This window comes from Flavobacterium sp. CFBP9031 (assembly GCF_034044945.1).
Classification (GTDB): domain Bacteria; phylum Bacteroidota; class Bacteroidia; order Flavobacteriales; family Flavobacteriaceae; genus Flavobacterium.
Window position 1 is genome coordinate 1 of sequence record NZ_JAXCWF010000019.1, and the last position, 23,000, is coordinate 23,000.

Sequence of the window (23,000 nt, forward strand, 5' to 3'; positions counted from 1 at the left end):
AAACAAAATAATCCATAGAGTTTTTGCAGTAATAAAAAACCAAACCTTTTATGAAAAAGATTTGGTTTTATCATAGAAATCGAAATGACAAACTGCGTGGAAATCTTACTGAGTTTACCTTTTCTCAAAATATCGTTTTATATTTACCATGCGGAGACAATTTCCTGCAACAAACAATATATTGTTTCATATAAAAAATAGTCTTTTTCTTACTTTAAAATATTTTTTTGATATCTTTACAATCCTAAACACAAAGAAATATGATATCAAAAAAACTTTTGCCCGTGTGGTATGGTGGCGGTATTGGAAACAACTGCAACGCACTTTGTGGCGTAGGACACCTTAGCTGCGCGGGTTCTTTTCCTAAACACAAAGATTATGAGTACCCACACAATTTCAAAACAAACCGAAATCAAGCTTTTGAATTTCTTCAACGACAGAATCGATCCTGATGAAATGGCTAAAACTTTAAGACAAGTAAATTTTACACTCGCTTTATGTATTTTGAGCGAACATGAAACATTTCAAAGCGAAATCATCAAATTAAGAGACAGCTTTTACTGGCTCAATGAATTGGCTGAGACTTTAAATCCTTATTTGGAGGTGGAGTAAAGTTTAAAATGAAAAAACCTCGATTTTTTAAGTCGAGGTTTCTATTTCGTTGTAATTGTTTTTTATTTTTTAATCATATAATTATCCAATCCTAACTTGCTTAATTTTCTACAATTTTTTACACACTCTAGCTTTTCATTAAAATAAATGCTCTGTTCATCTTTTGTGAATCTGTATTGCAGCGAAGGATAGCTGGCAATAAAATTATCTGATATAATTGCTTCATCAAAAATAAAGGGTAGTATTATTTTTCCATCTTTATCAATAGCTCCATATTTATCTTTCTGTTTTACAACAAAAAAATCAGCCGTGTTCATGAGAGCATCATCATATTTAAAATCAATTACTACATTGTTAGATTTATTAATATATCCCCATTTATCTTTCTTCTTGGCTGGTATATACTCCTTTAAACCTAGCTGAATTAAATCATACTTAAAAGGAATAATTACTTTACCAACGCTATCTAAAAGCCCTACTTTGCCTTCTTTTTTTGCAACAATCTGATTAAAATCTAAGTTCGAAAGCATTTCATAATTATTTGGAATTACTGCTTTACCGCTTCTGTCAATCATTCCTATTTTCTTATTTAGCTTATATTGCGCTCGATTGTTATAGAATGAAGAGACAGCATCATAGACAAAAGGCGCAATTATTTTTCCTTTATTATCAATTAATCCCCATTTTCCATTTTTTGAAGCTACGGCCGATCCTGTCTCATCAAAGGCATACAAGTCACTAAGTTCAACAGGATAAATGATTTTGAGTTGCTCGTTAATAAGTCCAATTTTTTCATTTAGACGAATTCTCGATATTCCATCATAAAACCAGAGATCCTGGTCATATTGTATTGGAAGCAAAATCTGATTTGTTTTGTCAATCAAACCATATTTATTATTTTTTTTTACCGAGGCATAATTTTTATCCTGAAACCTAAAAAGTCCTTCATATTGTGCCGGAACTACCATTTTACCATCAGAATCTATCGCACCCCAGAAATCATTTTTTTTAACAGCTATTGGAAATTGCGTTTCAAAAACATCAACGTCCTCATATTCTACTGGTATAACTATATTGCCTTTTTTATCCTTTAAACCAACTTTGCCATTTATTACTACTTTTTCAAATGAAAGTGCAGAATAATCTACCGATACAGTAGGACCTAGTTCTGGAACATTTTCTTGGGCATAAACAGCATTATTAAAAAGGACATTTATAAAAACTCCCAATAACATTGTAAATATTGTATTCTTCATAGATTAGTTTAAATAATCAAATAGTAATTGTAATTTATAGAACTTTTTACTCCTTCCCCCAAATCCTAGTATTCAAATCCAATTCATGAACAATATCCTGCATAAACTGAACAATCGAAAGATCATCAGTAAGTAAATCAGACGCTAAAAGTGAAGAATGAATTGGTGCTTCAAAGTAATTGTGAGATAGCGGAAAAGCGATATACATTTTAGAATGTATAAACGAGATCGAAATCGTTTCATCACACTTGTTATTTAAATCCAAAATTCTTTCCATCATGGCAGGCGTCAAAATGTATCGCGCTTCGATTTGATTTTTAGAATAGGTAACAAATATTTCGTCAAAGACTGTATTTTCTAATTGTACTAACTCGGAGTTACCGAAACTGAAAACGTTTTTCGAAAACCATGAACCAATGGAATCTGCTATACCTTTTGGACGTACAACAGTCGAAACATTAAAATTTTTATTAAAATCAGCTACAAAAACAATTCCTTTAAAAATCGTATGCCAAGTTGTTTTTGTTCCGTTTTTAGTTCGAGTTTCCGTTTTATACTCGGCGTGGACTTCGGCAAACCAAAAAGAGGTTTTATCAACTATTCCGCTTATTAAATCCTGTGTTTTATAGCGATCTGGTCTTGTTGTAAAAAGTTCCGAACTTATAAACTCAAATTCTGGAAGTCCACTTTGTGGCGTAATAGTCAGCGTGTCGTTAATGTCTTTTAATGCCGCTCCAACAACGTTCATTTTATAAGCCAACTTGTATTTTATAGCATCGTCTTCTATTCTGAAATACATTACAATGGCAATAATTATAGGAACTAAACAGCCAATAATCCCCAAAGGAACAAATCGAATGATTAATCCAATAGCCAAAATCAACACTGCAAGTCCAATTAAAATGTAACAGGTTTGATAGGTTTCGGCTATTTTTTTTCGATCACCTTCTAAGCTATTCAGAATGTCCTGCAAGTTTGCTTTCGAATTTATTTCTGAATCCATTAGTTATTAAATAGTTCTTTTGCACTAATATTTTTACGTTCTTCTTCTGGTGTTTCTAAAACATCAATTTTAGTATAACCCAACATTCCTGCAAACATATTACCTGGAAACATCATAATAGCATTATTATAATCGGTCACTGCTGCATTGTAAGTTCTTCTCGCAGCTGCAATTTGCTCTTCACTTTCTGTCCAAGTTGTTTGAAGATTTAAGAAATTGGTATTAGCTTTTAAATCAGGATAATTTTCTACCGTTACCATTAAACCTTTTACAGCCGAACTTAATTCAGTATCCAAACTTGCTTTTTCTTCATCAGTTAAAGTTCCTGACGTTGCTTTAGCACGAAGCTCAACAATTTTAGTTAAAGTGCTTTGTTCGTAATTTGTGTATTGCTTTACGACTTCAACAAGATTCGGAATCAAATCGAAACGTTTTTTCAGCATTACATCAATCGCCGAAAACGCATTGGTAACTTGATTTCTTTTTCCGATAAGTGAATTGTAGATTACTATTCCGATAATAAAAAGGAAAACAAAAAGTCCTATAATAACTAACATGATTTTATTTTTTTTGAATTGGTTACGAGCAAATATATAGAAAAGACGGTAAGTTTGAATTTTATTTTTTAGGATTTTTATCACAAATCCATATTCCATAATAATGACATTCAAAAAATAAAAATTGTCTAAAATCTATAGTTTTATATCCGAAATAATCCCATTTTAGCGTTATCAATAAACTGACTACTATAAACCCTCATTTTAAATGAATAAAAATATAACCGCACTCTATACTATAGCTCAAAAAGAAACCCGAAAAATATTGGGATTAATGTCTGGAACTTCTCTCGACGGACTTGATATTGCTTTGTGCGCTGTTTCTGGTTCTGGCGAAAATACGAATGTGAAAATCCTAGAATTTGAAACCATATCTTATTCCGAAGACATTAAAAACGAGATTAGAAAAGTATTTGCAAAAAAAACAATCGATTTTCAGCATTTGGCTTTATTAAACGAATGGATCGGAATATTGCACAGCGGCATGATTAACGATTGTCTTTCTAAATGGAATATTTCGTCAAGCGAAGTAGATTTAATTGCTTCTCACGGGCAAACCGTTTTACACGCTCCGAAGTTTTTGCATCAGCAGGAAAAATTTCCAAACGCAACTTTGCAAATTGGAGACGGAGATCATATTGCGGTAAAAACGGGAATTATCACACTTTCAGATTTCAGACAAAAACACGTTGCAGCGGGTGGCGAAGGCGCTCCTTTGGCGGTTTACGGCGATTATTTATTATTTGGCAAAAAAGGCGAGAACCGAATCATGCTCAACATGGGCGGCATCGGGAATTATACTTATCTCCCAGCCTCTCTAAATGCCGAGGAAGTTTTTGTAACTGATACTGGAACTGCAAATACGTTAATCGATATTTTTACTAAACATTATTTCCCTGAAAAAAGCTACGATAAAGATGCCGAAATCGCGCAACAAGGAACTGTAAATCAAGAACTTTTAAACGAACTTAAAAAAGATAATTTCTTCCAAAAAAGCTTTCCAAAATCAATTGGTCAAGAGCTGTTTAATTTCGATTTTGTGCAGTCGGCTTTGGCAAAATGTGGTTTAGAAACCATTTCGGCATCAGATTTGCTAGCGACTTTAACGCGTTTAAGTGCTGAAACTATTGCAGAAGCGATTTTTTTCACCATAAAAAACACTCCTATTCCAGCAGAAGATTTTCATATTTATATGTCTGGAGGCGGAACGAATAATCCGTTATTGGTAAAATGGCTAAAGGAATTATTGCCTTGCCAGTTTCACACCAGCGACGATTTGGGCATTTTAAGCGATGCCAAAGAAGCGGTTTTATTTGCGCTTTTGGCCAACGAAACCGTTTCTGGAGGAGATTACAATTTTGGAAACAGCAAAGGAATTCCATCGGTAACAATGGGGAAAATTTCGTTTCCGGATTAAGAAAAAGTTACCACTAATTACACAAATTTTCACGAATTCTTTTTTAAAAGAATAATTAAGTACAAAAATTAATGCAATTAGTGTAATTCATGATAAAAACAAACTATTTTTGGTTCTTGTTAAAATAAACATTTGAAATGCATAAAAATCAGCACTTAATATTCTTTCTTTTAATTTCATTTTTCATTACTTCGATTTCTAATGCACAGGAAAAAAACATGCATCCTAAAAACGAATTCAGAGGTGTCTGGATTGCAACGGTTGTAAACATTGACTGGCCGAAAACAAGTACAGATAATGTGGAAAAAGAAAAAGCTGATTACCTTGAAATTCTAGAAGCCTATAAAAAACTGAATTACAATGCTGTAATTGTTCAAATTAGAAGCGTTGGAGATGCTATTTATCCATCAGAATTTGCGCCTTGGTCTCGATTTTTGACAGGGAAAGAAGGTTTGGCTCCAAATCCCTATTACGATACATTGGCGTGGATGATTGAACAGGCTCATAATAGAGGTTTTGAATTTCATGCTTGGCTGAATCCGTATCGTGCGACTTTCGATTTGAATAAAAATCTTTTAAGCCCAAATCATGATCTTTTTAAACATCCAGAATGGATGATTGAATACGGCGGAAAATACTATTACGATCCTGCATTGCCAGAAGTACAGGCGCATTTAACCAAAGTCGTAAAAGAAGTCGTTGATAACTATGATATTGATGCAGTTCATTTTGATGATTATTTCTATCCTTATGCTGTTCCAGGAAAAGTGTTTAACGACAATGCTTCTTACCAAAAATATGGTTCAGGTTTAAGCCGTGCCGACTGGCGCCGCGCAAATGTGAGCAACTTTGTACATTCTATTTCAAATACAATTAAAGAAAGTAAACCTTGGGTTCAATTCGGAATTAGTCCGTTTGGGGTTTGGAGAAATAAATCTCAAGATCCAAAAGGTTCTGAAACACAATCTACATCTAACTACGACGATTTGTATGCAGATCCGATGTTATGGATGGATCAAAAATGGATCGATTATATTTTACCTCAATTGTATTGGAGTATGAATAATCCAAGAGCTTCTTATTCTAAATTGGTAAAATGGTGGTCTGAAAACTCCAATAATACCGCTATTTATATCGGTCACGCGACATACAAAATTAGAGCTGACGGAGATAAAAACTGGAATTATATGACCGAAATTCCAACTCAAATTGATTTCTTAAGAACTTTCAAAAATGTATCAGGTAGTGCTTATTTCAGCTCAAAATGGTTCATGGGGAAAAACTTCGATGTGGTTCGCCATTTAGAAGAAAATCAATATAAATATCCTGCACTTCCAGCTGCAGTTCCGAATTTAAGACACGTCATTATCGATACGCCAAAAGTATTAGAATACAGTAAAGACAGCATTAAATATAATTTCACTTTCCAAAGTCCGCTGAATACGAAAGTTCGTTACATGGTGGTTTATGGAGGCGAGCATGTTTCAAAAATTGACATAAACGATGCCACAAAAATCATCGAAAAAGTAACGGTTAAAGAAGTTGACGGAAAAATTACTTTCGCAATAGCGGCCGGAAAACTGAATCTTTACAAAGCTTGCGCTGTAACTTTTATCGATTATTATGCCAACGAAAGTTCTCCAACTGCAATAGATTTAAAAAAGCCTTTAAAAAACTATATACCCGCTCAGCCAAATGAAAACAGATAATAAACCGTGGTTTTGGATTCCGCTTCTTAACTTCGCTTCTGGATTACCGTATGCTATAATTATCTCTGTTTCGGTAATTATGTATAAAAATCTAGGAATTTCTAATGAAGATATTGGTGTTTACACCAGTTTGCTTTATCTGCCTTGGGTTATTAAACCGCTTTGGAGTCCGCTTATCGAATTAATCGGAACCAAAAGAAAATGGTTTCTGCTGATGCAATTAATAATTTCGATTGCCTTTCTGCTGGTTGGTTTTACCATTCCGCTCAACGGATTTTTTATCATGACACTTTCCATATTCTGGGTTGCCGCTTTTGCATCGGCTTCTAATGATATTGCCAGCGATGGTTTTTATTTATTGGTTTTACCAGAAGACAAGCAATCTTTCTTTATTGGTATTAGAAGTACTTTTTACAGACTTTCAATGCTGGCAGGAAACGGATTAGTAGTGCTTTTTGCAGGTTATTTAGAACATAAATTTGGAGACAATACAAAGGCATGGTCTTATACCATGATTTGTGTTGGTTTATTAATGGCTTTCATTACCGTTTATAATTTCATTTTCACACCAAAAAATGAAGTTAATGCAGTAAAAAACCACAAAGAAATACCAAATCAAAGTTTCGGAACCATATTTGTCAGTTTCTTCAAGAAAAAACAAATAGGGTTAATTCTAACTTTTATCTTGGTTTTCAGATTAGGAGAATCTCAATTGCTTAAAATGCTAAGTCCGTTTTTACTGGATCCAAAAGAATTAGGCGGAATGGGATTAGACACCGAAGCGGTTGGAATTATTTACGGAACTTGCGGAGTTGCAGCCTTAACTATCGGAGGTATTTTAGGCGGAATTGCAATCTCAAAACAAGGATTGACCAAATGGATGTTTCCTATGTTTTTGGCCATGCACCTTCCAATTTTAGGATTTATATTATTGGCTTTCTTTCATCCTACATCAATTTATTACATTTATGCCGTTGTAATTGTAGAGCAATTCGGTTACGGTTTTGGCTTTACCGCCTTCATGATGTATTTAATTCATGTTGCCGAAGGAGAATCAAAAACAGCACATTATGCACTGGCAACTGGTTTTATGGCATTAGGAATGATGCTTCCAGGAATGTTAAGCGGTTTTATACAAAAATATTTAGGCTATCAAAACTTCTTTGTTTGGGTTTTCTTAGCTACCATTCCAGGTCTTATTTTATCACGTTTTTTAACTTTCCCAAAAGATTTTGGGAAGAAATCAGAAGAAGTTTAACCCCCAAATCAAACTTTACCTATGGAAATCAATGAGAATTTGCAGAACGAACGCAATCTGAAAGGAACTGAGTTCGAGAAAAATGGAAATCTAGAAAAAGCGATTGAGTTGTATGAAGAAAATGTTGCAGAAGGCTTTAAAGGAAATCACCCTTATGATCGATTGGCAACGATCTACAAAAACGAAAACGATCTGGACAATGAAATCCGCGTTTTAGAAAAAGCAATTGTGGTTTACGAAATAATCACCATTGAAGACCGATTAGAAGGATTGCCAAAGCTTTTCCGTTTTAAAAACAGATTGGAAAAAGCTCTTGAAACCAAAAAACAATTGGCTAAACAAAAGAAGGCAAAGTTGAAATAAAAATACTTTTTAACCTTTTAAAATCATGAGCATAAAACGAACCAATTCAGACGATATCGATTTTATAAATTTGGTTGCTTTACTAGATCAAGATTTAGCGATTAGAGATGGTGAAGATCATGCATTTTACAATCAGTTTAACAAAACCGATAAGATAAAACATGTGCTCGTGTATTATGAAAACAGAATTCCTGTTGGCTGTGGCGCTTTTCGCGAAAAGGAACCAGGAACAACAGAAATCAAACGAATGTATGTTCATCCTGATTATAGAAAAAAAGGTATTGCATCGGCAGTTTTAGCAGCATTAGAAATCTGGGCAAAAGAAGTCGGTTATACTTATACCATTCTCGAAACTGGAAAAAATCAGCCCGAAGCAATCAACTTATATCAAAAATTAAATTACACCATAATTCCCAATTATCCACCTTACGAGAAAATGGATAATAGTGTTTGCATGAAAAAGACTTTATAATAATGAAAATTACAGCAGAAGCATTACGACAAAAAATAGGACAATTTTTCTTTCCAGCAGTATTCATCAACGATACAGAAGAAAATATTCAGGAAACGGAACGTTTAATTGCAACACATAATATAGGAGGATTGACCTTTTTTCATAGTCGTGCGAGTGCTGCAACGAATTACGAAAGCAAGAAAAAAGTTGTTTTCAACGATGACAGTTACGAAAAAATCAAAGTACTTATTGCTCGTTATCAAAAAGCAGCTTCTACTCCACTTTTAATCAGTATTGATGCAGAATGGGGATTGGCAATGCGTATAGAAAAAACACCTCAATATCCGTACGCCATTACGCTTGGCGCATTACCAGAAAACAAATCAAGTTTAATTTATGAAGTTGGAAAACAAATTGGTTTAGATTTAAAAGCAGCTGGAATTCAGTATAATTTATCGCCTTTGGCAGACATCAACAATAACCCGAACAATCCTGTAATTGGTTATCGTTCTTTTGGTGAAAACAAAGAAAAAGTAGCCGATTTTTCGATTGAATATTTAAAAGGAATGTCGGAAGTTGGCGTTTTAGGCTGTCTGAAACACTTTCCCGGACATGGGAACACCAATGTCGACTCGCATTTAGGTTTGCCGGTTTTAAAGGAAACGCTGGAAGAATTAATGGAAAACGAATTATATCCGTTCATTAAAGGAATTGAGAACAATGTCGACTCTATTATGATTGGACATTTGGCCGTTCCTAGTTTAAATGACGGAAAAGATACTTCCGCAACTTTATCAAAAGCCGTTATTCAAGATCTTTTGCGTGATCAATTAGGTTACGATGGCTTGGTAATTTCTGATGCTTTAAATATGCACAGCGTTTCTAAATTGTACGAAACAAAAGGCCAATTAGAATGGGAAGCTTTCAATGCTGGAAATGATGTTTTATGTTTCGCAGAAAATGTCCCCGAAGGAATTGAAGCGATTTATAAAAATGCTTCTCCAGACCGTATTTTCGAAAGTTATAATAGAATCATGAAAGCAAAAGAAAAAGCAGGAATCCTTTCTGGAAACAATGCCATTTCGGGCGAATTAAACTTCGAAAAAACATCTCAATTAAATCTTGAAATCGCTCAAAATGCAATTACAAAAATCATTGATAATGGCATTTCAGATTTAGCATTTGAAGCGCAGAAAAACAACAAATTAGCCAAACTGAGCTTATATAAAAATACCGATAATACATTCTTTAAAACTTTAAACGCAAAATTACCTTCGCCAGAATTTGCTTTTGAAAGCTTAGAAACTTCAGATATCAATTCTATGAAAACTGAGTTAGACAAATTCGAAACGATCATTATTTCCTTATTTGTTCCAAAAGCAAAACCATTAAATAATTTCGAAGTAAACGATGAAGTTTTAGAACTACTTTCTGATTTACTTCAAACCAAAAAATGCATTGTTTTCGTTTTTGGAAACCCGTACGTTTTACCACTTATTCCGAATCTAAAAAAGGCTTCGGGATTAATTCAGGCGTATCAGGATTTTGAAGAATTTCAAAAAACAGCAGGAATTCAATTTTTAGAAAAAAATAGTTGGAATGGCATTTTACCAGTAAATATTGATATTCAATAACTTAAAATAATGAATAGTCAAAATTTATCAACTTATAAATTTTTATAATCACATCTTATTGTAAGAACCTGTACTTATGCCCTACTTTTGCACCAAATAAATTTTTAACGTAAAACGAATATTATGTCTTTAGTAGGAAAAAAATTCCCAAGTATTGCAGTAGATGCTATCTCAGAAATGGGTGACAATTTAAAAATCAACATTTTTGAAGAAGCAGTAAACAACAATAAAAAAGTACTTTTATTTTGGTACCCAAAAGATTTTACTTTTGTATGTCCAACTGAATTACACGCCTTTCAAGCTGCATTACCAGAATTCGAAAAAAGAAATACTATCGTAATTGGTGCTTCTTGCGACACAAACGAAGTTCACTTTGCTTGGTTAAATACTCCAAAAAACAATGGTGGAATCGAAGGTGTTACTTACCCAATCTTAGCTGATACAAACCGTAATTTAGCTAACATTTTAGGTATTCTTGATATCGAATCTACAAGCTATAGCGAAGATACAGATTCAGTTATCATCGAAGGTTCAAACGTAACTTACAGAGCTACTTACCTTATTGACGAAACTGGAAAAATCTTCCACGAAAGCGTAAACGATATGCCATTAGGACGTAACGTAAACGAATACTTAAGAATGGTTGACGCTTACACTCACATCCAAACTAAAGGTGAAGTTTGTCCTGCAAACTGGGAAGCTGGTAAAGAAGCAATGTCTGCAGACAGAATCAGTACTGCTGAATACTTAAGCGCAAACTAATTTTTAATTAGTTTCTAAGATACTAAGATGCTAAGGTTCTAAGATTTTCTCTTAGACCTTAGTAACTTAGAAATCAAATCCTCTCTCAAAAAATCTCAAAAAAATTATAGTTGCTAAAATCCACAAAGGTTCAAAAAATCAGAACCTTAGAATCTTAGCACCTTAGAATCTCAAAAAATAAAACTTATGTTAATCGACTTAAACGAAGATACGTTAGCAGATTTAGTTGCTAAAAACGAAAAAGTAGTAGTACAATATTCAGCTTCATGGTGTGGAAATTGCCGTATTATGAAACCAAAATTCAAAAAACTAGCAACAGAAAATGAAGCTATTACTTTTGTTTTGGTTGATGCAGAAAATTCTCCTGAATCAAGAAAATTAGCTAATGTGAGCAACTTGCCAACATTTGCAACTTTCGTAAACGGACAATTAGTTGGCGAAACGCAAACCAACAAACAAGAAGTTTTAATTGACTTGGTAAACGCAATTGCTTAATTTTAGATCGTTAGACTTACTTAGATTTTAAGACAACTTAGATGTTGTAAAAAAAATTATAGAAAGTCTAAGAAATCTAAGCAAGTCTAAAAATCTAAGAAATCTACACTATGAAATTACCAGTAATTAAACATTTAACGCAATTCATCGAAGAAAACGATCAAGATTATATCATTGAAACGATCGAAGTTCTAGAAGCAATGACTGAAATTCCTTCTCTTAAAGACGAAGAATTAGACGTAATTGGCGAATTGATTTCGAATATGTACGGCGCACTTGAAGTGCAAAAATTGGTTGCTCAAGGAACAGATAAAAAAGAAGCTTTAAATACGTTCATGAAACGTGTTTTAGGTTCAATCGATAAGTAAATCGTCTTCCTCCCAAAGGATAAATAAAAAAACAAAGCTGAGAAAGCGTTTCTATCTGGAGACGCTTTTTTTAGTTTACAGTGTTCAGGTTTTTTGTATTCAGTTTTTTGTATTCAGTTTTTTGTATTCAGTTTTTTGTATTCAGTTTTTTGTATTCAGTCGCAGTATTCAGTCGCAGTATTCAGTCGCAGTATTCAGTCGCAGTCTCTCGAAATCTTTGTCAGGCTGAGCGAAGTCGAAGCCCACGTAAACCAAATCGACAAAGATTATCAATTTAAATTGAAGAGTTACTTGTGTGGGCTTCGACTCCGCTCAGCCTGACAAGCCTAAGCTAAATCTAAAATCTACATTCTAAAATCTAAAATCTAAAATCTAAAATCTAAAATAATCAGGGCGAGACAGTATTTTAAAAAACGGGCAAACATAATTTATCTTAATTCTCCCGCTTTCCCAAATGCTGTCGGGATATCCGCGCTACTTCGGTAGCCAGCTCCTATCCCTCTCGCTGCTAAACGGTTTCAATAGACGCCATATAATTATTGACCAAAATTGTCAGGCTGAGGCAAGTCGAAGCCCGCGCAAAGTATTTCCATAAAGACCAATGACTAAGTTTGCGGAGCCGCTTGCGTCGGCTTCGACTTGCCTCAGCCTGACAGACGTAACAAAACTAAAATCTACCCTCTAAAATCTAAAATATCTAAAAAAATTAGTGAATTTGTAGCCACCCAAAAACCTATCTTAATCTCTCCTTAAACCCATAACAAATACTTTTAGATTCAAATATTAATCCTTACTTTTGAGCCTCATTAATTTTAAACAAAAATCATGGCATCTATCACATTAGGAGGAAATCCAGTTCATACATCAGGCGAATTGCCAGCAGTTGGATCGCAATTAGCTGACTTCAAATTAGTTCAAAACGATTTATCAGTTGCTACATTAAGCACTTTTGCTGGTAAAAAGTTAGTTTTAAATATCTTTCCAAGTGTAGATACAGGAACTTGTGCTGCATCTGTTAGAAAATTCAACCAAAGCGCAAGCGGATTAGAAAACACAACTGTTTTATGTATTTCTAGAGATTTACCTTTTGCTCAAAAACGTTTTTGTGGTGCTGAAGGTTTAGAAAATGTAGTAAACTTATCAGATTTTCAAACTGGTGCTTTTGGAAAAGCAAACGGATTAGAAATCGTTGATGGTCCTTTGGCAGGTTTACACTCAAGAGCAATCATTGTTGTTGATGCTGATGGAAAAATCGTTCACACAGAACAAGTTGCAGAAATTGCAAACGAACCAAATTACGAAGCAGCTTTAGCAGCACTATAATATTTTCCCTTAAATGGAGTTTCAAAAAGATAATACATTTGTTACAGGTAGGTTAAAAAGCATGACTTATGCTTTTAACGGAGCTGTAAAATTGATTAAGACAGAACACAGCATCATGGTACAATTCTCTCTGGGAATTATCATGACGATTGCTGGATTCTATTTTCATATTTCTCAAACCGAATGGCTGTGTCAGACACTGGCCATTGGTTTGGTTTTAAGCATTGAAGGATTAAATACGGCAGTTGAAAAAATTGCCGATTTTATCCATCCTGATTACAGCAAACGAATCGGTTTTATTAAAGATATTGCTGCTGGAGCGGTATTTTTTGCCGCAATGACTGCAATTGCAATAGGCTTGATTATTTATATCCCAAAATTTATTTAGGCAAAGGAAAACGCAAGAATGGCAAAAAATAAAAAAGAAACTGTAGATAAAAAAAACGAAAAACAGGAAGGAGTTAAAAGATCATTTAAGATGTCTAAACAGCAAAGATTTGTTTTAGGATGTCTGTTGGTACTTTTTTCTATTGCACTATTGGTCGCATTTATTTCTTTTTATGTAAACGGACAATGGCAAAATGACCAAAGTGTCGTAAATCAGCTCGGTGATCGTGCCGAAGTTGCTGAGAATTGGCTCGGAAAATTCGGAGCTTATCTTGCCGATTTAATTATCTATAGAGGTTTTGGACTAGCCTCTTTCATTTTTGTACGTTTGTTTTTCCTTACCGGAATGTTTTTAGCACTGGAGCTTTCGACCCAAAAACTAAAAAACACTTGGTTCTGGGACATTTTTGCTATTATTGTTGTTTCTGTACTATTTGGTTTCTTCGCTACTTCTGCACCAGAACTAGGAGGAACAATTGGTTACGAATTAAATTTATTCCTTCAAGATTATATTGGAAAAACAGGTACACTTCTTACACTGCTTTTTGGTTTAATTATCTATTTGATTTTCAAAATCAAATTATCGCCAGAAAAAATCCAATCGTATTTTGATTCTACTAAAAAAGAATTCAAATCAGAATTAGACAAGTTAAAACCAGCTGCAAATCAGCCTGAAAGCGCTTATAATCTAGAAGAATTTGCTATTAAAGAAGAAGTTGAAAGTGACCCTGAAATAGATGATATTCATATCAAAACAGTTGACACGCAGTTTGAACTTAACAAAGAAGCTTTAAAGCCAACTATTTCTCATTCGTCTGAAATTGAATTAAATCCAGTTTTAAAGCCAATTACTCCAAAACAAGAGCTTCCATTAGTTTCTCCTGATGAAGCATTTGTAATTGAAAAAGCAGAGGAAGAAGATATTATCGAAGAAAACTTGGCTTCTCGCCTAGTTGCCGATTTCGGACTATTTGATCCAACTTTGGATTTATCCAATTACAAATTCCCAACCATCGATTTATTAAAAGAATATTCGACTGGAGGAATTACAATCAATCAGGAAGAATTAGAAGAAAATAAAAATAGGATTGTAGATACACTTCGTAACTACAAAATTGAAATTGCACAAATCAAAGCAACCGTTGGACCATCGGTTACTTTATATGAAATTGTGCCGGAGGCAGGAATCAGAATTTCTAAAATTAAGAGTTTAGAAGATGATATTGCTTTATCATTATCAGCATTAGGAATTCGTATTATTGCGCCAATTCCAGGAAAAGGTACCATCGGTATTGAGGTTCCGAACAAAAACCCTACTATGGTTTCTATGAAAAGCGTTATTGGAGCTGCAAAATTCCAAGAAGCCGAAATGGAACTGCCAATTGCTTTAGGAAAAACCATCTCAAACGAAACTTTTGTTGTCGATCTTGCTAAAATGCCTCACTTATTGATGGCTGGAGCAACGGGACAAGGAAAATCGGTTGGATTAAATGCGGTTTTAACTTCGCTATTATACAAAAAACATCCAGCCGAAGTAAAATTTGTTTTGGTCGATCCGAAAAAAGTAGAGCTTACGCTTTTTAACAAAATCGAAAGGCATTATTTAGCTAAACTTCCTGACACTGAAGATGCTATTATTACTGACAATGCAAAAGTTGTCAATACTTTAAACTCACTTTGTACCGAAATGGACAATCGTTATTCTTTATTAAAAGATGCGATGGTTCGTAATATTAAAGAATACAACGATAAATTCAAGTCTAGAAAATTAAATCCAGAAGCTGGTCACCGATTCTTACCTTACATCGTTTTGGTTGTCGATGAGTTCGCCGATTTGATTATGACTGCAGGAAAAGAAGTTGAAGTTCCGATTGCTCGTTTGGCTCAATTAGCCCGTGCCATTGGTATTCACTTGATTATTGCAACACAAAGACCATCGGTAAACGTTATTACCGGTTTAATTAAAGCCAATTTCCCTGCCAGAATCGCATTTAGAGTAACTTCTAAAATTGACTCTAGAACGATTTTAGACACACAAGGAGCCGACCAGTTAATTGGACGAGGAGATTTATTATACACAAACGGAAACGACGTAATTCGTGTGCAATGTGCTTTCATTGACACACCAGAAGTTGAAAAAATCACCGATTTTATTGGCGGACAAAAAGCATATGCCACAGCTTATTTGCTTCCAGAGTTCGTTGGTGAAGAAAGTGGCATTAATCTTGATATAGATATTTCTGAAAGAGATACTTTATTTAGAGAAGCGGCAGAGATTATTGTCAATGCTCAGCAAGGTTCTGCTTCTTTATTGCAACGAAAATTAAAATTAGGATACAACAGAGCTGGTCGTTTGATCGATCAACTTGAGGCAGCAGGAATTGTTGGTCCGTTCGAAGGCAGTAAAGCGCGCAGTGTAAACATCTTAGATTTAAATGCTCTTGATCAATTTTTTAATAATGAACAAAATTAATCCAATCATGAAAGCAAAAATTCAAGAAATCAACAACAATTCTATCACAAACATGACTAAAAAGTGTTTTCAAATGGCAGTTATTTTGCTTTTGAGCTTCACTTCTATTCAGGCTCAAGATAAAAAAGCGAAAGATTTATTGAACGAAGTAACTTCTAAAATAAAGAGCTACGACAATATTGTTATCGATTTTAAATATTCTTTGAATAATGCCAAAGAAAATATCAATCAAGACAGTAAAGGAAACGTAACGATGAAAGGAAATCAATATGTTTTGAATTTTATGGGCGTTACCAAAATTTTTGACGGTCAGAAAACCTATACTATTGTTCCTGAAGACGAAGAAGTTACTATTTCTAAAGTAAACGAGAAAGATGATAATGCTATCACTCCTTCAAAAATGCTTACTTTCTTCAATTCTGGCTACAAATACAACATGGACATTGTTCAGAATGTAAAAGGAAGAAAAATTCAATACATCAAATTAGTTCCTACAAGCGGAAAAGACCAAAGAAAAGAAATTTTGTTAGGTATTGACGTTCAGACAAAACACATCTACAATTTGATTGAAACTGGAAAAAACGGCACAAAAACAACTTTAACCGTTAATTCTTTTAAAACCAATCAGCCATTATCAAAAAATCAATTTACCTTTGTAGCGAGTAAATACCCGAAATACTACATCAATAAATTAGATTAATCAGAAGGTTGAAAATACTAGACAAATACTTATTAAAAACATTCTTATTTACATTTACTACGGTATTTGTAATCTTATTTTTCATATTCATACTTCAAACAGTATGGCTATTTATTTCAGAACTAGCAGGTAAAGATCTCGACTTAACATTGGTCGTGAAATTCCTGCTTTTTTCTATGCCAAGAATTATACCGCTGGTTTTACCCTTATCGGTTTTATTAGCCTCTATTATGACTTTCGGAAATCTTGCCGAAAATTATGAGTTCGCAGCCATGAAATCTTCAGGAATCTCACTGCAAAGAGCAATGAGAGTACTAATTATTTTTATTTTCGTTTTAAGTATTGTGGCATTTTGGTTTGCAAACAACGTCATTCCGTATGCCGAATATAAATTTGTCAACTTTAGAAAAAACATCGCACAAGCCAAACCTGCGATGGCTATTGCCGAAGGTCAATTTAATGATGTCGGCACTTACAACATTAAAGTAAACAAAAAATCTGGTGAAAACGGTAATCATCTAACTGGTGTAACTATTCACGAGAAAGCGAATAATATGGGTGAAAACAAAACCGTAATTAAAGCTAAAACTGGTGAATTAGTCAGTAACGAAAAATCTAGTATTTTAAAGCTAGTTTTAAATGATGGCTACTACTACCAAGACGTTACTCCAAAAAAATATGAAGATCGTGCAAAAATGCCTTTTATAAAAGGTAAGTTTAAAACACAGATCATCAACATCGATTTATCTGAACTTAATAAAGTTGATGACAGCAAAGAAAGCATTGCAGGGACAAATGCAATGTTGAATGTTAACGAATTGCGCTATACTCTAGACTCCTTGAGTAAAAATTTAGATAACGAAATTGTTTCTTTTTCTGAAAACATTAATCAACGAGTTGGCTTTAAAAAGTTTTTTACAGATTCGCAAAAAAACATCAAGAAGAAACCACTTCCAAATGATCTTTTATCTATTTATTCAAACAAAGAAAAAGTAGATGTTTTAAAAATGGCCGGAAGCAATGTTACGAGTAGCATCTATTCAATCGAGACTACTCAACGAGATTTAAAAGACAAACAAAGAGAAATCAACAAGCATTTGACCGCTTTGTACGAGAAATTTGTAATTGCCTTTGCTTGTTTCTTAATGTTCTTTATTGGAGCTCCACTTGGTGCTATTATTAGAAAAGGAGGATTGGGACTTCCTATTGTATTTGCAGTTTTAATCTTTATTACTTTCCATTTTATTAATACTTTCGGAAAAAGAGTATCTCAAGAAGGCGGTATGACTCCATTTTTAGGATCATGGATGTCCTCTTTTATTTTGTCGCCTCTTGCCATATTATTAACCTATCGTGCAACAAACGATAACGGGTTAATTAATTTTGATGCGATTACAACTCCTATTTCACAACTATTTCAGAAAATCTCTGAGCGGTTTTCACCTGCTCAAAAGCAAAAATAATTATGTCAACAACAAAAATACAACTGAATACCATTGAAGAAGCTATAGAAGATATTCGTCAAGGTAAAGTAATCATTGTAGTCGATGATGAGGATCGAGAAAATGAAGGTGATTTTTTGGCTGCTGCCGAAAAAGTGACTCCAGAAATGATCAACTTTATGGCTACTCACGGACGTGGATTGATCTGTACACCACTAACAGAAAGCCGATGCAAGGAGTTGGATCTTCGTGCAATGGTTACCAACAATACAGATCACATGGAAACTGCTTTTACGGTTTCTGTTGATTTAAAAGGTCAAGGAGTTACAACTGGAATTTCTGCAGCAGATAGATCAAAAACAGTTCAATCTTTAGTTGATCCAAATACAAAACCACATGATTTAGCTCGTCCTGGTCATATTTTTCCTTTAATCGCTAAACAAGGCGGTGTATTAAGAAGAACTGGACATACTGAAGCAGCAATTGATTTTGCACGTTTGGCAGGATTTAAACCTGCTGGTGTAATCTGCGAAATTTTGAACGAAGACGGAACAATGTCTCGTTTGCCAGAATTGATTAAAGTGGCAAAAAAATTCGATTTAAAATTAGTTTCTATCGAAGATTTAGTCGCCTATAGAATGCAGCACGATAGTTTGATTGTTAAAAAAGAAGATTTCGATATCGAAACTCGTTTTGGAACTTTCCGTTTAAGAGCTTACGAACAAACTACCAACAAACAAATTCATATTGCTTTAACTAAAGGAACTTGGAATCTTGGCGAACCTATTTTGACCAGAATTCACTCTTCTCAGGTAAACAACGATTTATTGGGCACATTGACTAATAATGCAGAACAGCAATTAGACGATATGTTTAAAGTGATTAATGAAAACGGAAAAGGTGCCGTTATCTTTATCAATCAAGATATGACTGCTGTAAACCTTTTGAACAGAATTTCTGAGCTTAAAACATTACAATCTAACGGAACTTTAAAAGCTCCAAAAGTGATTATTGACAGCAAAGATTACGGAATCGGAGCTCAAATTCTTCATGATATAGATATTTCTAAAATAAGATTGGTTTCGAATACAGAACAAACAAAACGAGTGGGTATGATTGGATACGGACTTGAAATTACAGAATACGTTAATTATTAATATGGGAACAATAGAAGAAAGAATTCAAAAATCGGAAACTCGTATTTTTAAAGCCGTTTTCCCTAGTACAACGAATCATTATGATACTTTATTTGGAGGAACTGCTCTTCATTTAATGGATGAAGTTGCTTTTATCTGCGCGACTCGATTCAGTCGTAAAAAAGTAGTTACGATTTCTACAGGACAAATTGATTTTAAAAAAGCAATTCCTGCAGGTACTTTAATCGAATTAGTAGCAAAAGTAGATAGCGTTGGAAGAACTAGCTGTAAAATTCACGTTGATATTTTCATGGAACAAATGTATTCTGAACTTCGCGAAACGGTAGTTTCAGGAACTTTTTCGTTTGTTGCTGTTGACGAGCACAAAAAACCAACGCCAATTTTAGACGATTTAGATTAATTTTTCAAAAAAACATCACTTTCGGAAATACTGATAATTAGACACTTGAAAAATATCTTAAAAAACTTCAAAAAAAAGTCCGGAAAAAGTTTTTATAACCGAAAAACCGTCTTATATTTGCACCCGCAATCAGGCAATGATTGCGACATACTGGAGAAATGGCAGAGCGGTCGAATGCGGCAGTCTTGAAAACTGTTGACTGTAACAGGTCCGGGGGTTCGAATCCCTCTTTCTCCGCAGAACTTTGAAACCCTTAACTTTGTTAAGGGTTTTCTTTTTTACTACAACACCCTCCGACTTTAAATTTCAGTTATATATTCAAGACCTATTCTAAGCGGAACTTCCACCGTAAATAAAGTTGTTCAAAAACCAAACTACTTAGCCAACGCAAATTGTTTATATTAGCTCAAGAAATAAACGAATACCAATCACCGGTTCCCAAAATGCAAATCTTAAATAAACGAATGCCCCAAAGAGAAATTGATTTACTTGAAATAAAAAGGCTTTTAACAGAGAAAGACAGTGACGGAGTATCTGAAGATGCTCTTTCTTTTATTTACACTTATGAAAAAGATGAAGAAATTCTTTTACTTCTTTGTCAACTGTTCGAATCGGAATGGCATGAAGCTCACGAAGATATGGCTAGTGCTTTTCAATATATTTCAAACCCTATTACGGCAGAAACTTTATTTAAAGTAGCATTCTCAGATTATGAATATATTAGTTGGAATGAGTATTTTCCTTTGCAGAGAAAATGTACTTGGGCGCTCGCAGATATTGGCACCAAAGAAGCTAAAAAGTATTTAGAACAAATAGAACAGCAAGCCAATGAAGTAATAGCTGCATACGCAACCAAAAGACTGATGCAATGGGATTTTGAATTCAGAAGAAAAGTTCCTGTGTTGGGCGAATCAAGCTATAAGGGTTTTGCTATAGCTCTTGAAAATTATTCGGATAGATTAAAAGAGTTACCTAAAAACGGGCAAAACATAATAGGCTATGTAATGAAAAACCTTGACATTCTTGACAATCCTCCATATGATGGCATAGTAAAAGAATTTGTCGTATTGTATCTACTTAACACGAAAACTATAGCTACCTCTATTATAGAAAACCAAGATCTTGGGAAACCTGATTACAGCGGTTTGAAAGCAAATTCAATACAACTAAGTTTCCTATCCATAATGCACCATTACCAATCGAGAGAAAAAGAAAATCAAGAAAGTGTATTAGCTGTTTGGATAAAAAAAGAGGCTTTTGAAGAGATTTTAGAAAAAGCAAAACCGAAATGGAATTCTGATTACGATTATTTTGGAAAAGAAATCGAAAGACAAACCATACAGCTGGATTTGACAGAAGAAGATTTTGAAAAATTGGTGAAAGATAAAATTGAATTTGCATTAGACGCTTCTGATTTTATCAAAGAGCAAAAACAATACCTAGATCAAAATCAAATTGAAAAACTGATGATTCCTAAAGAGCGAATAATTGATTTTGAGAAACCTGGAATTATTGATGAGAAATGGGCATAAATTTCCAGATGTTTTGAAAATGAAAAAAATCATCTTTTTCGCATGGCTCTTATTAGTTTTTCATTACGTCTGTCGGCTCTTGAATTCTGAAGTGATATGACAGCCCATATGGCAGCAGGCAACCAGCCGATTAAAGTAAGCTGTAAAATTAAACAAAGTAAAGACGTTAAAATTTTACCTCTTAAAAGAAAGGAGATACATGGAAAAAATATTGCTATAAGTGTCATCATTTTTATCTGGTTTAAGTTATATGTCGCAAATCTTCTGATTTGTTACTTAAAACCTCATCACAGATTAAAAATTATCTTAAATTGAAATATTTCACAAAGCAAACTAAGACGTCTTAATTTCATTCTTTCTGTTTCTGCCTCACTCTTAAATCTTTAGCTTTCTCAGGGATTTTCTTTTTTATGCGTCGATCATTTTCTTTGTAAATAGTTTCAAAAAAATTTTCACAATTCAAAAAACACCTTATCTTTGCACTCGCAATCAGAAAATGAGAGCAACATACTGGAGAAATGGCAGAGCGGTCGAATGCGGCAGTCTTGAAAACTGTTGACTGTAACAGGTCCGGGGGTTCGAATCCCTCTTTCTCCGCCAGATAAAGTTTCATAAAGAAACTAAAAGTAAAAGCCTTTAAATACTAATTTAAAGGCTTTTTTATTGTTTTTAATTTAAAAAAATATTTATCAGACATAACTTGTTTTAAAACTTCCGCAAGAGAAGTTTTAAAACAATAGTAAAACAAAAAACGGATGAGTCCAATACTCATCCGTTTTTTGTTTTTAATCACAAAGGAAACTGACGGCTCCTAATAATGCTGCCACTTCGTTGTCATTTGAAATGGAAACTTGAATTTCAGAACCAGATTCCTGAATTGTTTTGTTAAATGAAGACAAAAACAAATCGCTTGCATTGGCAATTTTTCCGCCAATAATAATATGATCTGCTGTAAAGTTGGTAATCCACGGAATTGCAACTGTTGCTAAATCCTCTCCCATTCTTTCAAAAACCTGAATAGCCTTCTGATCTCCATTTTTCGCTAAATTATAAAGTTCTAAACCATTATTAAGATCGCTACCGCTTAAAGATTTGTAATGTGATAAAAGACCTCTAACTGAAACATAATCTTCTGCAATTCCATCTTTATAAGACAGATTGTATATTTCGCCATCAGCGGGAACAGAACTTCCTGAACTGATTGATGTTCCTTTATCAATGAAACAAGCTCCCAATCCTGTTCCTAATGTTACGGCCATTACTTTTTTAGAAAGATTTTCCTGCTGTTTAAAAACTTCTCCTTTTCCAAAACAAACAGCGTCATTTTCAAAAAGAACTGGAAAATCTGCAGGAAAATCTAGAGTTTCCAAAAGCAATTCTCGAATGTTTAATCCGTAAAAATGTTCGTATTTCGACTGATCTTTAATCCAGCAAATTCCGTTTTTATAATCAAAAGGTCCAGGCATGCAAATTGCAATTCCTGTAATATCGTTTACTTTAGAATTTTCAATTGACGTGCTGATTACTTTTTTCCAGATATTCATAACCTGATCTGCTGGCATATTTGAATCGAAAGATTCTTTACAAAGTGAAAAGTCAAGCACTTTCATTTCTGTTTTGTTGATTACCGCAGCTGTAATATGCGTTCCTCCTATATCTAGCCCAATGGCATGTGATGTATTCATTTTTAATTATTTA

At 33.9% G+C, this 23,000-nt stretch carries 23 protein-coding genes and 2 tRNA genes; 20 read left to right on the forward strand and 5 right to left on the reverse strand.

Translation table 11 applies throughout. The features are described from left to right. Positions 1–378 precede the first annotated feature (378 nt). Positions 379–612, forward strand: coding sequence for a hypothetical protein (locus tag SOM12_RS22900; RefSeq protein WP_320495645.1), 234 nt, complete (start codon positions 379–381; stop codon positions 610–612). 62 nt (positions 613–674) lie between these two features. Here SOM12_RS22900 and SOM12_RS22905 read toward each other — a convergent pair whose 3' ends face one another. From SOM12_RS22905 to SOM12_RS22915, 3 genes are read right to left on the reverse strand one after another with little or no spacing between them, the layout of a single operon-like run. Continuing rightward, on the reverse strand, positions 675–1,868 hold the full coding sequence (locus tag SOM12_RS22905) for a WG repeat-containing protein (RefSeq protein WP_320495646.1): 1,194 nt from the start codon (positions 1,866–1,868) through the stop codon (positions 675–677). A gap of 46 nt (positions 1,869–1,914) precedes the next feature. Continuing rightward, positions 1,915–2,871 (reverse strand): DUF3137 domain-containing protein, encoded by a 957-nt coding sequence (locus SOM12_RS22910; protein ID WP_320495647.1) that lies wholly within the window; start codon positions 2,869–2,871, stop codon positions 1,915–1,917. Further along, positions 2,871–3,428 carry a LemA family protein gene (locus SOM12_RS22915; RefSeq protein WP_095931747.1) on the reverse strand — a complete coding sequence of 186 codons (558 nt, stop codon included), beginning with the start codon at positions 3,426–3,428 and terminating at the stop codon, positions 2,871–2,873. The genes SOM12_RS22910 and SOM12_RS22915 overlap by 1 nt, the downstream gene beginning before the upstream one ends. A gap of 208 nt (positions 3,429–3,636) precedes the next feature. On the opposite strand from SOM12_RS22915, the gene SOM12_RS22920 reads away from it, so the two are divergent. From SOM12_RS22920 to SOM12_RS23005, 18 genes are all read left to right on the forward strand, one after another. Beyond that, positions 3,637–4,845, forward strand: a complete 1,209-nt coding sequence (locus SOM12_RS22920; RefSeq protein WP_320495648.1) for an anhydro-N-acetylmuramic acid kinase — start codon at positions 3,637–3,639, stop codon at positions 4,843–4,845. Positions 4,846–4,982: 137 nt separating this feature from the next. Next, positions 4,983–6,554 carry a glycoside hydrolase family 10 protein gene (locus SOM12_RS22925; protein ID WP_320495649.1) on the forward strand — a complete coding sequence of 524 codons (1,572 nt, stop codon included), beginning with the start codon at positions 4,983–4,985 and terminating at the stop codon, positions 6,552–6,554. Further along, a complete protein-coding gene (locus SOM12_RS22930; protein WP_320495650.1) occupies positions 6,541–7,812 on the forward strand; it encodes an MFS transporter in 1,272 nt (423 codons plus the stop codon). Before SOM12_RS22925 ends, SOM12_RS22930 begins: the two co-directional genes overlap by 14 nt. 21 nt (positions 7,813–7,833) lie before the next feature. Further along, complete coding sequence (locus tag SOM12_RS22935) at positions 7,834–8,175, forward strand: hypothetical protein (protein ID WP_095931751.1); 342 nt, start codon at positions 7,834–7,836, stop codon at positions 8,173–8,175. Between the two features lie 25 nt (positions 8,176–8,200). Continuing rightward, positions 8,201–8,647 carry a GNAT family N-acetyltransferase gene (locus SOM12_RS22940; protein WP_320495651.1) on the forward strand — a complete coding sequence of 149 codons (447 nt, stop codon included), beginning with the start codon at positions 8,201–8,203 and terminating at the stop codon, positions 8,645–8,647. A gap of 2 nt (positions 8,648–8,649) precedes the next feature. Then, positions 8,650–10,263: a glycoside hydrolase family 3 protein gene (locus SOM12_RS22945; protein WP_320495652.1), complete on the forward strand. Its 1,614-nt coding sequence runs from the start codon at positions 8,650–8,652 to the stop codon at positions 10,261–10,263. Between the two features lie 123 nt (positions 10,264–10,386). Further along, positions 10,387–11,025, forward strand: a complete 639-nt coding sequence (locus SOM12_RS22950; RefSeq protein WP_012024184.1) for a peroxiredoxin — start codon at positions 10,387–10,389, stop codon at positions 11,023–11,025. Between the two features lie 186 nt (positions 11,026–11,211). After that, positions 11,212–11,520, forward strand: coding sequence for a thioredoxin family protein (locus SOM12_RS22955; RefSeq protein WP_007805605.1), 309 nt, complete (start codon positions 11,212–11,214; stop codon positions 11,518–11,520). 110 nt (positions 11,521–11,630) lie between these two features. Next, positions 11,631–11,888 carry a DUF6952 family protein gene (locus SOM12_RS22960; RefSeq protein WP_008462029.1) on the forward strand — a complete coding sequence of 86 codons (258 nt, stop codon included), beginning with the start codon at positions 11,631–11,633 and terminating at the stop codon, positions 11,886–11,888. An 825-nt stretch (positions 11,889–12,713) separates the two neighbouring features. Then, positions 12,714–13,211, forward strand: coding sequence for a thiol peroxidase (gene tpx, locus SOM12_RS22965; protein ID WP_095931755.1), 498 nt, complete (start codon positions 12,714–12,716; stop codon positions 13,209–13,211). Between the two features lie 13 nt (positions 13,212–13,224). Further along, complete coding sequence (locus SOM12_RS22970) at positions 13,225–13,599, forward strand: diacylglycerol kinase family protein (protein ID WP_095931756.1); 375 nt, start codon at positions 13,225–13,227, stop codon at positions 13,597–13,599. A gap of 18 nt (positions 13,600–13,617) precedes the next feature. Beyond that, positions 13,618–16,071, forward strand: coding sequence for a DNA translocase FtsK (locus SOM12_RS22975; RefSeq protein ID WP_095931757.1), 2,454 nt, complete (start codon positions 13,618–13,620; stop codon positions 16,069–16,071). Between the two features lie 7 nt (positions 16,072–16,078). After that, a complete protein-coding gene (locus tag SOM12_RS22980; protein ID WP_095931772.1) occupies positions 16,079–16,771 on the forward strand; it encodes a LolA family protein in 693 nt (230 codons plus the stop codon). A gap of 8 nt (positions 16,772–16,779) precedes the next feature. After that, the gene (locus SOM12_RS22985; RefSeq protein ID WP_250835139.1) at positions 16,780–18,234 is read left to right on the forward strand and encodes an LptF/LptG family permease; all 1,455 of its coding nucleotides are present in this window, start codon (positions 16,780–16,782) and stop codon (positions 18,232–18,234) included. A 2-nt stretch (positions 18,235–18,236) separates the two neighbouring features. Further along, entirely contained in the window at positions 18,237–19,370 is a 1,134-nt protein-coding gene (gene ribB, locus SOM12_RS22990; RefSeq protein WP_172426962.1) for a 3,4-dihydroxy-2-butanone-4-phosphate synthase, read from the forward strand. A gap of 1 nt (position 19,371) precedes the next feature. Beyond that, positions 19,372–19,770, forward strand: coding sequence for an acyl-CoA thioesterase (locus SOM12_RS22995; RefSeq protein ID WP_320495669.1), 399 nt, complete (start codon positions 19,372–19,374; stop codon positions 19,768–19,770). Between the two features lie 152 nt (positions 19,771–19,922). Then, positions 19,923–20,007: transfer RNA gene (locus SOM12_RS23000), tRNA-Ser, on the forward strand. A 206-nt stretch (positions 20,008–20,213) separates the two neighbouring features. Further along, positions 20,214–21,302 (forward strand): DUF4291 family protein, encoded by a 1,089-nt coding sequence (locus tag SOM12_RS23005; protein WP_320495670.1) that lies wholly within the window; start codon positions 20,214–20,216, stop codon positions 21,300–21,302. A 29-nt stretch (positions 21,303–21,331) separates the two neighbouring features. Here the strand turns inward: SOM12_RS23005 and SOM12_RS23010 are convergent, their stop codons facing one another. Beyond that, on the reverse strand, positions 21,332–21,532 hold the full coding sequence (locus tag SOM12_RS23010; protein WP_320495671.1) for a YqaE/Pmp3 family membrane protein: 201 nt from the start codon (positions 21,530–21,532) through the stop codon (positions 21,332–21,334). A gap of 282 nt (positions 21,533–21,814) precedes the next feature. On the opposite strand from SOM12_RS23010, the gene SOM12_RS23015 reads away from it, so the two are divergent. Then, a tRNA-Ser gene (locus SOM12_RS23015) sits at positions 21,815–21,902 on the forward strand. A 185-nt stretch (positions 21,903–22,087) separates the two neighbouring features. Here SOM12_RS23015 and SOM12_RS23020 read toward each other — a convergent pair. Beyond that, positions 22,088–22,987 carry an ROK family protein gene (locus SOM12_RS23020; protein ID WP_320495673.1) on the reverse strand — a complete coding sequence of 300 codons (900 nt, stop codon included), beginning with the start codon at positions 22,985–22,987 and terminating at the stop codon, positions 22,088–22,090. Between the last annotated feature and the right edge of the window lie 13 nt (positions 22,988–23,000).

Excerpts from the sequence above, each read along its gene's own strand:
- SOM12_RS22940 (WP_320495651.1), top strand. The coding sequence starts at position 8,201 with ATGAGCATAAAACGAACCAATTCAGACGATATCGATTTTATAAATTTG.
- tpx (WP_095931755.1), top strand. The coding sequence starts at position 12,714 with ATGGCATCTATCACATTAGGAGGAAATCCAGTTCATACATCAGGCGAA.
- SOM12_RS22980 (WP_095931772.1), top strand. The coding sequence starts at position 16,079 with ATGAAAGCAAAAATTCAAGAAATCAACAACAATTCTATCACAAACATG.
- SOM12_RS22930 (WP_320495650.1), top strand. The coding sequence starts at position 6,541 with ATGAAAACAGATAATAAACCGTGGTTTTGGATTCCGCTTCTTAACTTC.
- SOM12_RS22900 (WP_320495645.1), top strand. The coding sequence starts at position 379 with ATGAGTACCCACACAATTTCAAAACAAACCGAAATCAAGCTTTTGAAT.
- SOM12_RS22910 (WP_320495647.1), bottom strand. The coding sequence starts at position 2,871 with ATGGATTCAGAAATAAATTCGAAAGCAAACTTGCAGGACATTCTGAAT.
- SOM12_RS22950 (WP_012024184.1), top strand. The coding sequence starts at position 10,387 with ATGTCTTTAGTAGGAAAAAAATTCCCAAGTATTGCAGTAGATGCTATC.
- SOM12_RS22935 (WP_095931751.1), top strand. The coding sequence starts at position 7,834 with ATGGAAATCAATGAGAATTTGCAGAACGAACGCAATCTGAAAGGAACT.
- ribB (WP_172426962.1), top strand. The coding sequence starts at position 18,237 with ATGTCAACAACAAAAATACAACTGAATACCATTGAAGAAGCTATAGAA.
- SOM12_RS23005 (WP_320495670.1), top strand. The coding sequence starts at position 20,214 with ATGCAAATCTTAAATAAACGAATGCCCCAAAGAGAAATTGATTTACTT.
- SOM12_RS23010 (WP_320495671.1), bottom strand. The coding sequence starts at position 21,532 with ATGATGACACTTATAGCAATATTTTTTCCATGTATCTCCTTTCTTTTA.
- SOM12_RS22905 (WP_320495646.1), bottom strand. The coding sequence starts at position 1,868 with ATGAAGAATACAATATTTACAATGTTATTGGGAGTTTTTATAAATGTC.
- SOM12_RS23020 (WP_320495673.1), bottom strand. The coding sequence starts at position 22,987 with ATGAATACATCACATGCCATTGGGCTAGATATAGGAGGAACGCATATT.
- SOM12_RS22955 (WP_007805605.1), top strand. The coding sequence starts at position 11,212 with ATGTTAATCGACTTAAACGAAGATACGTTAGCAGATTTAGTTGCTAAA.
- SOM12_RS22975 (WP_095931757.1), top strand. The coding sequence starts at position 13,618 with ATGGCAAAAAATAAAAAAGAAACTGTAGATAAAAAAAACGAAAAACAG.
- SOM12_RS22995 (WP_320495669.1), top strand. The coding sequence starts at position 19,372 with ATGGGAACAATAGAAGAAAGAATTCAAAAATCGGAAACTCGTATTTTT.
- SOM12_RS22915 (WP_095931747.1), bottom strand. The coding sequence starts at position 3,428 with ATGTTAGTTATTATAGGACTTTTTGTTTTCCTTTTTATTATCGGAATA.
- SOM12_RS22970 (WP_095931756.1), top strand. The coding sequence starts at position 13,225 with ATGGAGTTTCAAAAAGATAATACATTTGTTACAGGTAGGTTAAAAAGC.
- SOM12_RS22960 (WP_008462029.1), top strand. The coding sequence starts at position 11,631 with ATGAAATTACCAGTAATTAAACATTTAACGCAATTCATCGAAGAAAAC.
- SOM12_RS22920 (WP_320495648.1), top strand. The coding sequence starts at position 3,637 with ATGAATAAAAATATAACCGCACTCTATACTATAGCTCAAAAAGAAACC.
- SOM12_RS22945 (WP_320495652.1), top strand. The coding sequence starts at position 8,650 with ATGAAAATTACAGCAGAAGCATTACGACAAAAAATAGGACAATTTTTC.
- SOM12_RS22925 (WP_320495649.1), top strand. The coding sequence starts at position 4,983 with ATGCATAAAAATCAGCACTTAATATTCTTTCTTTTAATTTCATTTTTC.